The sequence below is a fragment of the Janibacter zhaoxuefangae genome, assembly GCF_050271985.1.
Classification (GTDB): domain Bacteria; phylum Actinomycetota; class Actinomycetes; order Actinomycetales; family Dermatophilaceae.
The window spans coordinates 1849863-1864853 of the sequence record NZ_CP189849.1 but is presented as its reverse complement, the minus strand read 5'-3'; the positions used below and the strand labels follow the sequence as shown (position 1 = coordinate 1864853).

Here is a 14991-nt window from a genome sequence, read left to right as displayed (position 1 = left end):
CCACCCGCAGTCGCACGACTGCACCAGCACGACCGAGTTGATCGCACCACCAGCACCACCGAGGAGAGAACAGTGAAGCGCGTCGACAGTGACCTGGACACGGACCTGCTCGCCGCCCGCCTCGACCTGGCCGGCACCCGCTGCTTCACCGCAGCGGGGGCCGGCCACGGCCGTCGGGAGGCCCTCTCGGACGTGACGACCCGCTGGCTGGCGCAGCGCTACGCCGAGGCGACGCAGGGTCGTCGCCTCGGCGGGGTCGCCCTGGCGGCGGTGGGCTCGCTGGGCCGCCGGGAGTCCGGTCCGCTGAGCGACCTGGACCTCGTGCTGCTGCACGACGGACGGTCCCTGCCGAGCGACGAGGTCGCGGCGCTCGCGGACCGCATCTGGTACCCCATCTGGGATGCCAACCTCAAGCTCGACCACAGCGTGCGCACCGTGGGGGAGTGCCGGCAGGTCGCCGGGGCGGACCTCACCGCCGCCGTCGGCCTGCTCGACCTCGCCCACATCGCCGGGGACGAGGAGGTCGTCAGCGCGGCCCGCTCGACGGTCGCCCACGACTGGCGTGCCAACGCGCGACGGCGACTGCCCGAGCTCCTCGAGAAGACGGCCTACCGCCACTCCCGGCACGGCGACCTCGCCCAGTCGATCGAGCCGGACCTCAAGGAGGCCCACGGCGGCCTGCGCGACATGACCGTGTTGCGCGCCCTCACCTCCGCCTGGCTCACCGACCGTCCGCGCGGCGAGGTCGATGAGGCCTACCGCCGACTGCTCGACGTGCGCGACGCGCTGCACGTCGTCACCGGCCGCGGCCGGGACCGCCTCGGCAGGGAGGACCACGACGCCGTCGCGGCCCTGCTCGGTCACGAGGAGGCCGACGACCTGCTGACCGAGGTCTCGAGCGCGGCCCGCACCATCGCCTGGGCGCTGGACTCGACGACGCGGCGCGCCTCGCAGTCACAGCGGGCCCGGACCCTGCGGGTCGGGCCCCGCAAGCCTCGCCTGCGCATCCTCGGCCACGGCCTCTTCGAGCACGACGGCGAGGCGGTGCTCCGCAGCGCCCAGCTCGTCGGCACCGACTCCCTGCTGCCCTTGCGCGCCGCGGCCGTCGCCGCCCGCGCGAACCTGCCGCTCGCGCCACAGACCCTCACCAACCTCGCGGCCTCGCCCGACCTTCCGGAGCCGTGGAGCGACGCGGCGCGCGACCTCTTCGCCGACCTGCTCGCGGCCGGTCCCGGACTCGTCCCGGTCTGGGAGGGCCTGGACCAGGTCGGCCTCATCGAGCGGTGGATCCCCGAGTGGGTGTCCGTGCGCTCCCGGCCACAGCGCAACGCGGTCCACCGGCACACCGTCGACCTCCACCTGCTCGAGGCCGTCCTCGAGGCCTCGTCCCTCACCCGCGACGTCAGCCGCGCCGACCTTCTCCTCGTTGCGGCCCTGCTCCACGACATCGGCAAGGTGCGCGGGGCGCACGACCACAGCGAGACCGGAGCGAAAGTCGCCGCGACGATCGTCGCCCGCATGGGGATGAGCCAGCGCGACCAGGCCACGGTGACGCTGCTCGTGCGCCAGCATCTCGTGCTCATGGAGCTGGCGACCCGTCGCGACCTCGACGACCCGGCGACGATGAGCGCCGTGGCCGACGCCGTGGGCGGGGACCTCGAGACCTTCGAGCTGCTGCGCGCACTGACCATCGCCGACGCCCGCGCCACGGGCCCGAAGGCGTGGACCGAGTGGCGCTCCAGCCTCCTCGAGCAGCTGACCGTCGCCGCGCGCGCCCGCCTCGACGCGACACCCTCGGACGTGCCCGACCCGGCCCTGAGCGCACCCGCCGAGATCTCGCCGGAGGTCTTCGAGAGTGTCGCCACGGGGCGGCCGCACGTCACCGTGACCGCGGTTGACGGCGGTTACTCCGTGATCGTCACCGACCGGGACCGGCTGGGCCTCTTCGCCGACACGGCCGGGCTGCTCGCGGCCTATGGGCTGACGATCCGTCGCGCGCGTCTCCAGACGCACGACCAGGTGGCCGTCGACGAGTGGACGGTCGAGTCGCCCGGTGGGGACCCGCCGGAGCCGGCGCGGATCGTCGCCGGCCTCGTCCGCCTCGGGGGCGGCGACCGCAGCGCCCTCGGTTCCCTCGAGAAGCGGCGCGCGGCCTACGGTCCCGGCACGCCGGGATGGAGCCCCTCGCGGGCGCTCGTCGTGCCACGTGGTGCGGACGACGCGACCGTCCTCGAGGTCCGCACGCAGGATCGACCTGGCCTGCTGCACGTGCTGGGCCTCACCTTCGCCCGCCTGGGCCTGACCGTGCGCTCGGCGCACATCTCCACCCACGCCGGACAGACGCTGGACACGTTCTACCTGCAGGAGTTCGGCGGGCACACCATGTCTCCGGCCCGGGTCGCCCACACGGTCTCATCCGTCATCGACGCCTGCGACGGCGTCGCCGACTGAGCCCCTGGCCCCGTCCGCACCTCATCTGTCACACGAATATCGGGTCACCCGATATCGGCAGCCGAACCCGGGTTCGCATGTCGGGTGACGCTGCGCAACTCGGGTGAGGCGGCGCAACTCGGGTGAAGCGGCCGCTGATGCGAGCCCAGCGTCGTGCGCCAAGTACCCTGTGCGGGTGTTCAACAGCCTCTCCGACCGCCTGACAGCCACCTTCAAGAACCTCCGGGGCAAGGGTCGCCTCAGCGAGTCCGACGTCAACAAGACCGTCCGTGACCTTCGCATGGCCCTGCTCGAGGCCGACGTCGCGCTGCCCGTGGTCAAGCAGTTCACCTCCGCCGTGCGCGAGCGCGCCCTCGGCGCCGAGGTGTCGCAGGCGTTGAACCCCGGCCAGCAGGTCATCAAGATCGTCAACGAGCAGCTCGTCGAGATCCTCGGTGGCCAGACGCGGACCATTCAGTTCGCCAAGCAGCCGCCGACCGTGATCATGCTCGCCGGTCTGCAGGGCGCCGGTAAGACGACGCTCGCGGGCAAGCTCGCGTTCTGGCTCAAGGAGCAGGGCCACACGCCCATCCTCGTCGCGGCCGACCTTCAGCGCCCCAACGCCGTCACCCAGCTCGAGGTCGTGGGTGAGCGTGCCGGCGTCCCGGTCTTCGCGCCCGAGCGCGGCAACGTCGGTGGCCACGACGCCGTCGGTCCGACGGGGGAGGGGACCCGCTCGTTCGGTGATCCCGTCTCCGTTTCGCGTGCCGGCATCGAGCACGCGCGCACCCGCCAGCACGACGTCGTCATCGTCGACACCGCCGGCCGTCTCGCGGTTGATGAGAATCTCATGCAGCAGGCGGCCGACATCCGTGCCGCGATCCAGCCCGACGAGGTCCTCTTCGTCATCGACGCGATGATCGGTCAGGCCGCCGTCGACACGGCCCTCGCCTTCCAGGAGGGCGTCGACTTCACCGGTGTCGTCCTGTCCAAGCTCGACGGCGACGCCCGCGGTGGTGCCGCGCTGTCCGTCGCGGGCACGACCGGCCGGCCGATCATGTTCGCGTCCACGGGCGAGAACGTGAAGGACTTCGAGGTCTTCCACCCCGACCGGATGGCCAGTCGGATCCTCGACATGGGCGACGTGCTCACCCTCATCGAGCAGGCCGAGAAGGCCTTCGAGCGGGGCCAGGCCGAGGAGATGCAGCGGAAGTTCCTCGCCGCGGAGGACTTCACCTTCGACGACTTCCTGCAGCAGCTGGCCGCCCTGAAGAAGATGGGCTCGCTCAAGTCGATGCTGAAGATGATGCCGGGCATGGGCCAGATGGCCGCGCAGCTCGACAACCTCGACGAGCGCGAGTTCGACCGCGTCGAGGCGATGGTTCGCTCGATGACCCCCTTCGAACGCAACCACCCCAAGCAGATCAACGGCTCGCGACGTTCCCGCATCGCCAAGGGTTCCGGTGTGACCGTCTCCGAGGTCAACCAGCTGCTCGAGCGGTTCGGCGAAGCCCAGAAGATGATGAAGGCGATGGCCCGCGGCGGCGGCATCCCCGGGATGCCGGGCATGCCCGGTCTCGGCGGCGCAGGCAAGAAGGGGCGTCAGCAGAAGCCGGTCGGCAAGAAGAGCAAGTCCGGCAACCCGGCCAAGCGGGCCGCGGAGGAGAAGGCGGCTCGGGAGAAGGCCGCCCAGGGCGGCGCCACCGGTGCTTCCTTCGGCGCAGCCCCCCAGGCGCCCGCCGACTTCGACCCGCAGAACCTGCCGGCAGGCTTCGAGAAGTTCCTCGGCAGGTGAGCGCGGAAGGGGCGGGCGTGCGCCCGTTGCACACCCTCTCGGTGGGCACGGCGGGACCGCGCGTCGCCTTCCTGCACGGACTCTTCGGTCAAGGCCGCAACTGGGCGACCATCGCGAAGGCGCTCGCCGGGCCCGACGGTGACGCCGCGCGCTGCACGCTCGTCGACCTGCCCGACCACGGTCGCAGCCCGTGGTCGACCGAGTTCTCCTTCGACGCCTACGCCACCGCCGTCGTCGCCACGTTGCGCGGCATCGACCCGGGGCCGTGGACCGTGGTCGGTCACTCCCTCGGCGGCAAGGTCGCCATGGCCATGGCGCTCACCGAGCCCTCGTTGGTGTCCGGGCTGGTGGTCGTCGACATCGCCCCGAGGAACTACGGGAACCTCGATCGCTTCACCGGCTACATGGACGAGATGAGGGCCTTGCCGCTGCCCGAGTTGGGCAACCGGGCCGATGCCGAGGCACGCTTCGACGAGTCCGACCCGGGGGTCAAGGCCTTCCTCCTGCAGAACCTGCGGCACGAGGGCGACACGTGGCGTTGGCAGGCCAACCTCGACCTCTTCGCCGCCGACGCCGCAAAGGGGAGCGGCTCGCTGATCGCCGACTGGCCGTACGCGCCGGAGGCCGTTGAGCCCTACCCGGGTCCCGTGCTCTGGATCGCCGGAGGGGAGTCGCGCTACATCAAGCCCGAGGACGGCCCGACGATGCGGCAGTTCTTCCCCAAGGTGCGCCAGCTGACGGTGAAGGGGGCCTCGCACTGGGTCCACTCCGACGCGCCGCAGGTCGTCATCGATGTGCTGCGCCGAGTGGTCGCGCGCGACGACTCCACCGCCTGATCGCCGACTTTCTCGTTTCCGCGTGGCGTGGCCACCAGGCGCGGACACTGTGGGCATGACCGCCACCCCGTCGCCGGAACGCCCCGGCGCAGCCGCCCTGTTCGACGCCGTCGCCGACGACTACGACCAGAGCGGCGTGGCGTTCTTCGAGCCGATCGCGCAGGGCCTGGTGGACACACTGGCGCCCGTGCCCGGCGAGCGGGTTGCCGACCTCGGCTGTGGCCGGGGCGCGGCCACCCTTCCGCTGGCTCGGGCCGTCCGCCCGGGCGGACGGGTCGTCGGTCTCGACATCAGCTCGAGGATGCTGGCCCACGCTCGCGAGGCTGTCGAGCGGGAGGGTCTCGAGGTCGATCTGCGGCTCGCCGACGTGGCCGAACCCGGACTGCCGGAGGGCGACTTCGACGTCGTGGCCTCCTCGCTCGTCCTCTTCTTCCTCCCGGAGCCCGCCGCGGCGTTGGCACGTTGGGTCCAGCTCCTGGCGCCCGGTGGCCGGATCGGGTTGGCGACGTTCGGTGCCCGTCACCCCGTCTACGAGGCCGTGGACGACGAGTTCCGCCCGTGGCTCCCGCCCCAGCTGCGCGACCCCCGGGTGGTGGGAGCCGACAGCCCCTTCGCCTCCGACGAGGGCATGGAGCGACTCCTCGCGGGCGCTGGCGCAGACCAGGTGCGCACGGTGACCCTCCGGCTGCCCATCCGGATCGACAGCGTCGAGCGCTGGGAGGCCATGTCTCGCGGCACCGGGCAGCGGGCCATGTGGGCCAACATCCCGCCCGAGGAGCTCGACGGGCTGCGGGCCCGGGTCGCGGACCACCTCGAGCAGGTCCGGTCACCCACGGGTGACTTCGAGGTGTGGCAGGACATCCGCCACACCCTCGGGGATCGGCCCACGGCCTGACCCAAGCCTCTAGGGTCGACCCATGGCTGATGCAGTGCTGCATGTGCGTGGGCGGATTCTCGTGGGCCCGGAGGACGTCCGGGACGAGATGTGGGTCGTCGGCGGTCGGGTGACGTTCGAGCGCCCGACCACGCCGGGAGCGAGCGTCCAGGACGTCGACGGGTGGGTGATCCCGGGCCTCGTCGACGCGCACTGCCACGTCGGGCTCGACGCCCACGGGGCCGTCGACGACGCGACGGCGGAGAGTCAGGCGCTGGCTGACCGCGACAACGGGACGCTCCTCATCCGGGACGCCGGATCACCTGCGGACACCCACTGGATCGACGAGCGGGACGACCTGCCCAAGATCATCCGGGCGGGCCGCCACATCGCCCGCCCGAGGCGCTACATCCGCAACTTCGCGCACGAGGTCGAGCCGGAGCAGCTCGTCTCTCGGGTGCGGGCCGAGGCTCGGGCCGGCGACGGCTGGGTCAAGCTCGTCGGCGACTGGATCGACCGGGAGGTGGGTGACCTGGTGCCGTGTTGGCCGGTGGACGTCCTCACGGAGGCCATCGCCGCCGCGCACGAGGAAGGGGCTCGCGTCACCGCGCACTGCTTCGGCGAGCAGTCGCTGCGCGACTTCGCCGAGGCGGGCACCGACTGCATCGAGCACGCCACGGGGCTCGACGACGAGACGACCCGCATCTTCGCGGAGCAGGGCATCGCCATCGTCCCGACGCTGGTCAACATCGAGACCTTCCCCGCGATCGCGGAGCCCGCGCGCGAGAAGTTCCCCGACTACCACCGGCACATGCTCGATCTGCACGCCCGCCGCCTCGAGACGGTCGCCGCCGCCCACGCCCTCGGTGTCCCGATCTACGTCGGCACCGACGCGGGTGGGGCGCTCCCGCATGGACTCGTCGCCCAGGAATGTGCGCTGCTCGTCCAGGCCGGCCTGACCCCGACCGAGGCGCTCGACGCCGCAACGTGGTCGGCCCGGTCCTGGCTGGGGCGCCCCGGCCTGGACGAGGGGGAGGACGCCGACCTGCTCGTGCTCGAGGCCGACCCGCGAGTGGACGTGGCAACGCTCGCGGCCCCGAAGCACATCGTGCTCCGGGGCCGCGTCGTGCGCTGACGCTGGTGTCTGCGACGTCGGGTGTGCTGCTCGTCGCTCGGGTCAGCGAGCCGCGGCCACCTCGGCGTCCGTCTGGGCTGCCGCGTCCTGCGTCGCCAGCTGCGACTCGGCACGCCAGGCGCGCACCGACCAGGCGACGGCAGCGGCCCACACGAGGTAGAGGACGGCGTACGTCGTCCAGGCGGCGGTGTCGCTCGCGTTGATCCAGTCGCTGCGCAGCAGGGTGCGGGCGTTCGTCACGACGATGATCCCGCCGACAGCGGATCCGAGGACACGCGGGGGCACGTGCCGCACGAGCCACGCGGCGATCGGGGCGGCAATGAGACCGCCGAGCAGGAGCGCGGCCACCCAGGAGGCATCGATGCCCTGCCCACCGAGGGCGAGGAGGAAGCCGATGCTGGCCGCGACCGAGACGATGAACTCGCTGGTGTCGATCGAGCCGATCACCTTCCGCGGCTCGAGCCGGCCGCTGGCCAGGATGGCCGGCGTGCCCACGGGTCCCCAGCCGCCGCCGCCCGTCGCGTCGACGAAGCCGGCGAAGAGGCCCAGCGGGGCGAGGAAGCGCCGACGCAGCGGCTGGCCGAGGCGGTCCGTCCGGAGTCCGGCCACGGTGAAGCGGATCAGGACGTAGGCGCCGAGGACGAGGAGCACCAGGGCCATGAGGGGCTTGGCCACCTCGGTGTCGAGGGACGAGAGGAAGGTCGCCCCGGCGAAGGCTCCGACGCCGCCGGGGAGGCCGATCTTGAACACCACCGGCCAGTCGACGTTGCCGAACTTCCAGTGCGCGGCGCCGGAGGCCAGCGTCGTGCCGATCTCCGCGAGGTGCACCGTCGCTGATGCCGCGGCGGGGTTCGTGCCGATGAAGAGGAGCAGGGTCGTCGACGTGACGCCGTAGGCCATGCCCAGGCTGCCGTCGACGAGCTGGGCACCCAGGCCCACCAGGGCGAGGAGGACAAGTTTGCGCATGAGGGGCTCCGTTGATGACGAAGGGTGGCGGAGCCGGAACTCCGAGTGGTTGAGTAGGATTAAAGCCGTAACATTCCTAATGGATCAAGTAACGCCACGTTATGTCTCAGGATGTGGGCCATGATGGCGCCGTGGACATCTCGGCCAAGACGGATTACGCGGTGCGCGCCATGCTTCAACTCGCGACCGCCGCGCACGAGGGGCAGGGGCCGCTGTCGGTGGGGGCGCTCGCGCACGAGCAGGAGCTGCCGAGGAAGTTCCTCGAGGCGATCGTGGCCGACCTTCGCCGGGCCGGGCTCGTGAGCAGCACCCGCGGCGCCCACGGGGGATACGCCCTGAGTCAGCCGGCCAGCGAGATCGCCCTGGGGACGATCTTCCGCGCGGTGGACGGGCCGCTGGCCGAGGTGCGGGGGCTGCGACCGCACGACACCGCCTACTCCGGCGCGGCCACGCACCTGCCCACCATCTGGGTCGCGGTCCGGGCCAGTCTGCGATCGGTGCTCGACGAGACGTCCCTCGAGCAGTTGCGGACGGGTGACCTGCCGCCGCACGTCGCCGCACTCGCCGCGGCACCGGACGCGTGGCGGAACCGCTGACCTGCCGGGTTCGAGGAACCTCGCGCCATCTGGCAGAATGATCGGCTGTACCCGTCCGCCCGGGCCCCTCTCTCCCGAGCGGGTGCGTCCAATCACAGAGCGCCGACCGGCTCCCGTGTGTTTCCCCACCTGGGAACCGTTGCGCGCTCGCCCAATCCAGAAACAGGAGACACCACAAACGTGGCCGTCAAGATTCGTCTGAAGCGCCTGGGCAAGATCCGCGCGCCCTACTACCGCGTCGTCGTCATGGACTCCCGCGTCAAGCGCGATGGTCGTGCCATCGAGGAGATCGGCAAGTACCACCCGACCGAGGAGCCGTCGCTCATCGACATCGACTCCGAGCGCGCCCAGTACTGGCTCGGTCAGGGCGCCCAGCCCACCGAGGCCGTCGAGGCCCTGCTCAAGGTCACCGGTGACTGGCAGAAGTTCAAGGGCGAGGCCGGTGCCGAGGGCACCCTCAAGGTCAAGGAGCCCAAGCCGAGCAAGCAGTCCCTCTACGAGGCTGCTCTCGCCGCCGCCGGCAAGGAGGGTGCTGACGCGCCCGCCACGACCGCGAAGAAGAAGGCCGAGAAGAAGGCCGAGAAGCCTGCCGCCGAGACCGAGGCCCCCGCCGCTGCTGAGACCGAGGCCCCCGCGGCCGAGGCTCCCGCCGCAGTGGCCGACCTTCCCGAGGGTGCCGCTGCGGCACTTGAGGGCGGCGCCGCTCCCGAGGGCTACACCATCAAGGGCAACACGGACTCGATGAAGTTCCACGAGCCGGACGGCCAGTGGTTCGAGCAGACCATTGCCGAGGTCTGGTTCAAGACCGCCGAGGACGCCGAGAAGGCGGGCTTCACCAAGGCCGGGGCCTGACCGTGCTGGACGAAGCGCTCGAGCACCTCGTGACCGGGATCGTCGACCACAAGGACGACGTCGTGGTCCGGGAGAAGGACCTGCGCCGCGGCTCCGTGCTGGAGGTCCGGGTTCACCCCGATGACCTCGGCCGGGTCATCGGCCGCTCGGGCCGGACGGCCAGCGCCCTGCGCACCGTCATGAGCGCCCTCGCCGGCGGGCAAAGCATCCGCATCGACATCGTCGACACGGATCGCGTTCGCTGACGCTGACGCCCCAGACGTCGCCCCCGGGACCGAACGGTCCCGGGGGCGACGTCGTGTCAGCCACCACATCCGGGCCGTCGCCGGCCCTCCACCCTCTACCGTTTGGTGCCATGCCTGTCGAGTCCCACGTCGTTGCCCGGATCGGCCGCCCCCACGGATTGCGCGGTGAGGTCACCGTCCAATTGCACACGGACAATCCCGCCGAGCGCTTCGTGCCGGGCACGACCTTCGTCACCGAAGCCGAGCCCGGGACCGGGGTGCCGCGCGAGCTGACCCTCACGAGCGCCCGCCTGCACCAGAAGACCTGGCTCCTCGGCTTCGACGGCATCCCGGACCGGACCGGAGCCGAGGGCCTGCGCGGCACGCGGCTGCTGCTCGACGACGAGACCGACGACGACGAGGACGACGCCTGGTTTGAAGAGGACCTCGTGGGCCTCGAAGCGGTCACTCCGGCGGGAGAGCACCTCGGCGAGGTCGTCGGGCTCGAGACCGGGCCGGCGCAGGATCGACTCGTGCTCGCCCTGGCCGACGGCACCGAGGCGCTCGTCCCCTTCGTCGAGGCGATCGTGCCGGAGGTCGACCCCGAGGGCGGCCGGGTCGTCGTCGACGCGCCTCCCGGGCTCCTCGACCTCGGTCGGGAGGGCTGACATGCGCCTCGACGTCGTGTCGATCTTCCCGGAGTACCTGGCTCCGCTCGACCTCTCGCTGATCGGCAAGGCCCGCACCGACGGCCTCATCGATCTCGCGGTCCACGACCTGCGCGACTTCACCCACGACCGCCACCGCACGGTGGACGACACGCCCTACGGCGGCGGCGCCGGGATGGTCATGAAGCCCCAGCCCTGGAGCGAGGCCCTGTCCCACGTGCTCGAGGCCGGACGGAGCGGAGGGGCGGAGCGCCCCGTGCTCATCGTGCCCGGCCCGGGTGGGGAGCGTTTCAGCCAGCCGCTCGCGCGCGAGCTGGCCCAGGAGCCGTGGCTCGCCTTCGCCTGCGGTCGCTACGAGGGCATCGACGAGCGCGTCTACGACCACGCGCGTGACGATCTCGGGCTCGACGTGCGGATCATCTCGCTCGGTGACTACGTGCTCAATGGGGGTGAGGTCGCCGTCCTCGCGATGGTCGAGGCCATCGCCCGCCTCGTGCCGGGCGTCATCGGCAACGAGGAGTCCCTCGTCGAGGAGTCGCACGAGGACGGGCTGCTCGAATACCCCGTCTACACCAAGCCGGCCACGTGGACCTATGGCGAGCGCGCTCACGAGGTCCCGTCCGTGCTGCTGAGCGGTGACCATGGGCGCATCGCCACGTGGCGGCACCAGCAGCGGCTGGAGCGCACGGCCGCGCGCCGCCCGGACCTCCTCCACCCCTCCGGCGCGCTGTCCGCGGATCACCCGCTCGCCGGGCTCGACGTGGCCGTGGCCGGACCCGCGGACGCCGCCGAACTGGCCGTGCTCCAGCGAGCCTGCTGGACCGAGGTGCCCGGGGGAGAGGGGGAGGCCATCGCGGAGACGGCCGACGACCTGCTCGCGGCCCGCGCCGAGTGGACGACCTGGATCGCCCGGTCCGGGGGGCGGCTCATCGCGACCATCCGTGCCCGCCGCGACCCGAAGGACGCGACGGTGTGGCAGATGGAGCGGCTCATGGTCGTCCACGACCTGCGCGGACGCGGTCTCGGCCAGTCGCTCATGGCCCTCGTCGAGGAGCAGGCACCCTCCGACGTGCGCTCCTACTGGATCACCACGGGCGCCGACCGGGCGCGGGCGTTGAAGGCGTTCCGCCGCGCCGGCTATCGCCCCGTCCCGGGCGAGGGCGCGCTGCCCGGCACCGTGGATCTGCGCAAGCGGCGCTGACACCACCGCGCGGATTTCGCCGCCGGGCCGTGCTCTGGCAGACTTGATCCTTGCGTCCGGTTCACCACTGCCCCCGCCACAGGGGGATGTGCGAGGGGTTCGTCCCCGCGCATGCGGCAGCCGACACGCACTCCATGCAGATCACACATCCGCGGGCGACCTGTGGCGCCGGCAAGAAAGCGAATCAGTCATGCAGCGTTTCGACGCCATCGACAAGGCCAGCCTCCGGGACGACATCCCCGAGTTCCGCGCCGGCGACACCGTCAAGGTCCACGTCAAGGTCATCGAGGGCACGCGTTCCCGCGTCCAGATGTTCCAGGGCGTCGTCATCCGTCGCCACGGCGGCGGCATCGGCGAGACCTTCACGGTCCGCAAGGTCTCCTTCGGCGTCGGGGTGGAGCGCACCTTCCCGCTCCACACCCCGGTGATCGAGAAGATCGAGGTCGCGACCCGCGGTGACGTGCGTCGCGCCAAGCTGTACTACCTGCGTGACCTGCGCGGTAAGGCTGCTCGCATCCGCGAGCGTCGCGACCCCAGCAACTGATCACGTTCTGACAGGGCCCGCGGGTAGCATCGACTCGATGTCACCCACTCCGCCCGAACCTCACGACACGGCCGCTGCCGAATCCTCGGCGGCGGCCGTGTCGCGTCGCTCCGCAGGCGAGAACGCGACGGCGAACGGGACTCCGGCGAAGGAGAACGGTCGGCACCGCGGTGCCCGGCGGCCGGGCTTCTTCAGCGGCTTCTTCGGCCAGCTCCTCATCGCCTTCGTCGTGATGGCGCTGGTGCGGACGCTGCTCGTGCAGTCGTTCTACGTGCCGTCCGGGTCGATGGAGCCGACCATCCTGCCCGGGGACCGCGTCATCGTGAACAAGCTCGTCTCCGGGGACGACCTGCGCCGCGGCGACATCATCGTCTTCGACGGGACGGACACCTTCGCCGCCGACAATGCGGGGGCGTCGGCCGCGCCGGCCAGCCGGATCGCCGGGTTCGCCTCCACCTTCTCGCTCGGCTTCGGCCGGAGCGACTACATCAAGCGAGTGGTCGGTCTCCCCGGAGACCGCGTCGTCTGTTGCGACAAGGGCGGGGCGATCACCGTCAACGGCGAGCCGATCACCGAGCCCTACCTCGCGCCCGAGACCGAGCCGAGCCTGCAGAAGTTCGACGTGCTCGTCCGCCCGGAGCGGCTGTTCGTCCTCGGCGACAACCGCGGCAACTCCGCCGACTCGCGCGCCCATCTGGGCGGCCCGGGCGGCGGACAGATCCCCTTCGACGACGTCGTCGGGCGAGCGACCTACTTCTACTGGCCCCTGGATCGCATCGGCGGCATCGACCACGTCGACGTCGGCGGAGGACCCCGATCGTGACACCCACCCACCCCGCCGGTGCGGCCAGCGCCGAGCCGACACGCGCACGGGCCACCCCGATGCGCTCAGGAGAGGCTCCCGTGCCGGACAATGGCGTGATCGATTCGACCGATGGGCCCGCGATGGCCCCACGAGGGGAGCAGGACGTGCTGTCAGGTGGGTCCCGTGGCGTCGCCCCGCAACCTCCCCGTTCGGCAGCCGGGCGCCTGGCCGTGGCGATCAAGGAGTTCGTCCTCGTGGCCGCCATGGCGATCACGTTGTCCTTCGTCGTCAAGACCTTCCTGATCCAGCCGTTCTTCATCCCGTCCGAGTCGATGGAGAGCACGCTCGTCAAGAACGACCGGGTCATCGTCAGCAAGCTGACGCCCGGCCCCTTCCCGCTCCAGCGCGGTGACGTCGTCGTCTTCGCCGATCCCGGCGACTGGCTCCCGCCGACCCCCGTGACCGACGCCGGACCGGTGATGAACGGCGTCCGCAAGGCACTCACCTTCGTCGGCCTCTATCCGGACACGTCCGAGGGGCACCTGATCAAGCGCGTCATCGGCTTGCCCGGTGACAAGGTCGAGTGCTGTGACGACAAGGGTCGTCTCATGGTCAACGGGGTCTCCGTCGACGAGCCCTACGTCAAGGACGGTCAGAAGCCCAGCGAGTCGGACTTCTCGATCACGGTGCCGCAGGGCGAGCTCTGGGTCATGGGCGACAACCGCGGCGACAGCTCGGACTCCCGATTCCACGACCCGTCGGGCAACGGGTCCGACGGCTCCGTCCCGATCAGCCTCGTCGTGGGCAAGGCCGAGGCGCTCGTGTGGCCGATCGATCGCTGGACACGCCTCGGCGACCACCCGGACACCTTCACGAAGGTGCCCGCCGCCGGGGTCATCACCCTCGGTCGTGCCACGCCGAGCGGGGAGCCCGAGACCGACGGGTCGTGACGGCGTGAGCACTCCGACGATCCCCGCCACCTCCGGGGTGCGGCGAGCGAGCAAGGCCTCCCGCAGCCCCAACCTCCGTCTCGAGCGGCAACTCCAACGCGACGGGCACCGCGTCCTCGCCGGCATGGACGAGGTCGGCCGGGGCGCCCTGGCCGGGCCCGTCAGCGTGGGCGTCGTCGTCATCGACGAGACCGTGCGCAGCGCCCCGACCGGCACGCGGGACAGCAAGCTCCTCACCCCGGCGAACCGGACGGCGATGGTGCCGCGGATCCGGCGGTGGGCCGTGGCGCACGCGGTGGGTCACGCCTCCGCCGCGGAGATCGACGAGGTCGGGATCATGGCCGCGCTGCGATTGGCCGGCATCCGCGCGCTCGACGCCATCGAGGTCCCCATCGACCTCGTCATCCTCGACGGCAACCACGACTGGTTGACGTCCCCGGACGAGGTCGGCCTGTTCGCGTTCGCCGGCGACGGGCCGACGACCCCACCCGTGACGACGCTGGTCAAGGCCGACATGCGCTGCTCCTCGGTGGCCGCGGCGAGCGTCCTGGCGAAGGTCGAGCGCGATGCCCTGATGGTCGCCCACGCCGCGGACCACCCGAGCTACCAGTGGGACGAGAACAAGGGTTACGCCGCCGAGGCACACATGGCGGCACTGCGGGAGCACGGGCCGTCGGAGCTGCACCGCCGCTCCTGGCGCCTTCCGGGAGTGATGCATGATGGGGTCGTCCACCACGCGGCCGACATGTCCCAGAACGGAGTGGATCCACGGCGATGAGCTCCGAGGACCTTGAGAAGTACGAGACCGAGATGGAGCTGGCGCTCTATCGCGAGTACCGCGATGTGGTGCACCTCTTCACCCACGTCATCGAGACGGAGCGGCGGTTCTACCTCGCCAACTCGGTCGACGTGAAGGTACGCAGCGACGGCGGCGAGGTCTACTTCGACGTCACGATGGAGGACGCCTGGGTCTGGGACATCTACCGTCCCGCCCGGTTCGCGAAGTCGGTGCGCGTCGTGACGTTCAAGGACGTCAACGTCGAGGAGCTCGCCAAGAGTGATCTCCAGGTGCCGAAGGGGCTCAGCTGAGCGTTCGTCCCCAGCCCACCGCATCG

Annotated in this window: 15 protein-coding genes and 1 pseudogene; 15 read left to right on the top strand and 1 reads right to left on the bottom strand. The window is 71.3% G+C overall.

Annotated elements, in window-relative coordinates:
- The first annotated feature begins 72 nt into the window (after positions 1–72).
- From ACQBAS_RS08780 to ACQBAS_RS08760, 5 genes are all read left to right on the top strand, one after another.
- Positions 73–2451, top strand: coding sequence for a [protein-PII] uridylyltransferase (locus ACQBAS_RS08780; RefSeq protein ID WP_427383421.1), 2379 nt, complete (start codon positions 73–75; stop codon positions 2449–2451).
- 175 nt (positions 2452–2626) lie between these two features.
- The gene (gene ffh / locus ACQBAS_RS08775) at positions 2627–4225 is read left to right on the top strand and encodes a signal recognition particle protein (protein ID WP_427383420.1); all 1599 of its coding nucleotides are present in this window, start codon (positions 2627–2629) and stop codon (positions 4223–4225) included.
- A gap of 17 nt (positions 4226–4242) precedes the next feature.
- Positions 4243–5061, top strand: a complete 819-nt coding sequence (locus ACQBAS_RS08770) for an alpha/beta fold hydrolase (protein WP_427383419.1) — start codon at positions 4243–4245, stop codon at positions 5059–5061.
- 55 nt (positions 5062–5116) lie between these two features.
- The gene (locus ACQBAS_RS08765; protein ID WP_427383418.1) at positions 5117–5956 is read left to right on the top strand and encodes a class I SAM-dependent methyltransferase; all 840 of its coding nucleotides are present in this window, start codon (positions 5117–5119) and stop codon (positions 5954–5956) included.
- Positions 5957–5978: 22 nt separating this feature from the next.
- On the top strand, positions 5979–7070 hold the full coding sequence (locus ACQBAS_RS08760; RefSeq protein ID WP_427383417.1) for an amidohydrolase family protein: 1092 nt from the start codon (positions 5979–5981) through the stop codon (positions 7068–7070).
- A 42-nt stretch (positions 7071–7112) separates the two neighbouring features.
- Here the strand turns inward: ACQBAS_RS08760 and ACQBAS_RS08755 are convergent, their stop codons facing one another.
- On the bottom strand, positions 7113–8036 hold the full coding sequence (locus ACQBAS_RS08755) for a sulfite exporter TauE/SafE family protein (RefSeq protein ID WP_427383416.1): 924 nt from the start codon (positions 8034–8036) through the stop codon (positions 7113–7115).
- Positions 8037–8167: 131 nt separating this feature from the next.
- On the opposite strand from ACQBAS_RS08755, the gene ACQBAS_RS08750 reads away from it, so the two are divergent.
- The 10 genes and pseudogenes from ACQBAS_RS08750 (at position 8168) to ACQBAS_RS08705 (ending at position 14965) form a co-directional block, all read left to right on the top strand.
- The gene (locus tag ACQBAS_RS08750) at positions 8168–8632 is read left to right on the top strand and encodes an RrF2 family transcriptional regulator (RefSeq protein ID WP_427383415.1); all 465 of its coding nucleotides are present in this window, start codon (positions 8168–8170) and stop codon (positions 8630–8632) included.
- A 180-nt stretch (positions 8633–8812) separates the two neighbouring features.
- Positions 8813–9262, top strand: a pseudogene (gene rpsP, locus ACQBAS_RS08745) (30S ribosomal protein S16); the annotation flags it as partial.
- 224 nt (positions 9263–9486) lie between these two features.
- Positions 9487–9729 (top strand): RNA-binding protein, encoded by a 243-nt coding sequence (locus ACQBAS_RS08740; RefSeq protein WP_427383414.1) that lies wholly within the window; start codon positions 9487–9489, stop codon positions 9727–9729.
- Positions 9730–9839: 110 nt separating this feature from the next.
- Positions 9840–10376 carry a ribosome maturation factor RimM gene (rimM, locus tag ACQBAS_RS08735; RefSeq protein ID WP_427383413.1) on the top strand — a complete coding sequence of 179 codons (537 nt, stop codon included), beginning with the start codon at positions 9840–9842 and terminating at the stop codon, positions 10374–10376.
- 1 nt (position 10377) lies between these two features.
- Positions 10378–11577: a tRNA (guanosine(37)-N1)-methyltransferase TrmD gene (gene trmD, locus ACQBAS_RS08730; protein ID WP_427383412.1), complete on the top strand. Its 1200-nt coding sequence runs from the start codon at positions 10378–10380 to the stop codon at positions 11575–11577.
- A 190-nt stretch (positions 11578–11767) separates the two neighbouring features.
- Positions 11768–12121, top strand: coding sequence for a 50S ribosomal protein L19 (gene rplS / locus ACQBAS_RS08725; protein ID WP_427383411.1), 354 nt, complete (start codon positions 11768–11770; stop codon positions 12119–12121).
- Between the two features lie 37 nt (positions 12122–12158).
- On the top strand, positions 12159–12944 hold the full coding sequence (lepB, locus tag ACQBAS_RS08720; protein ID WP_427383410.1) for a signal peptidase I: 786 nt from the start codon (positions 12159–12161) through the stop codon (positions 12942–12944).
- A 212-nt stretch (positions 12945–13156) separates the two neighbouring features.
- The gene (lepB, locus tag ACQBAS_RS08715) at positions 13157–13876 is read left to right on the top strand and encodes a signal peptidase I (protein ID WP_427383409.1); all 720 of its coding nucleotides are present in this window, start codon (positions 13157–13159) and stop codon (positions 13874–13876) included.
- 4 nt (positions 13877–13880) lie between these two features.
- Positions 13881–14654 carry a ribonuclease HII gene (locus tag ACQBAS_RS08710; protein WP_427383408.1) on the top strand — a complete coding sequence of 258 codons (774 nt, stop codon included), beginning with the start codon at positions 13881–13883 and terminating at the stop codon, positions 14652–14654.
- Positions 14651–14965, top strand: coding sequence for a DUF2469 domain-containing protein (locus ACQBAS_RS08705; protein ID WP_427383407.1), 315 nt, complete (start codon positions 14651–14653; stop codon positions 14963–14965). The genes ACQBAS_RS08710 and ACQBAS_RS08705 overlap by 4 nt, the downstream gene beginning before the upstream one ends.
- Positions 14966–14991: the final 26 nt, after the last annotated feature.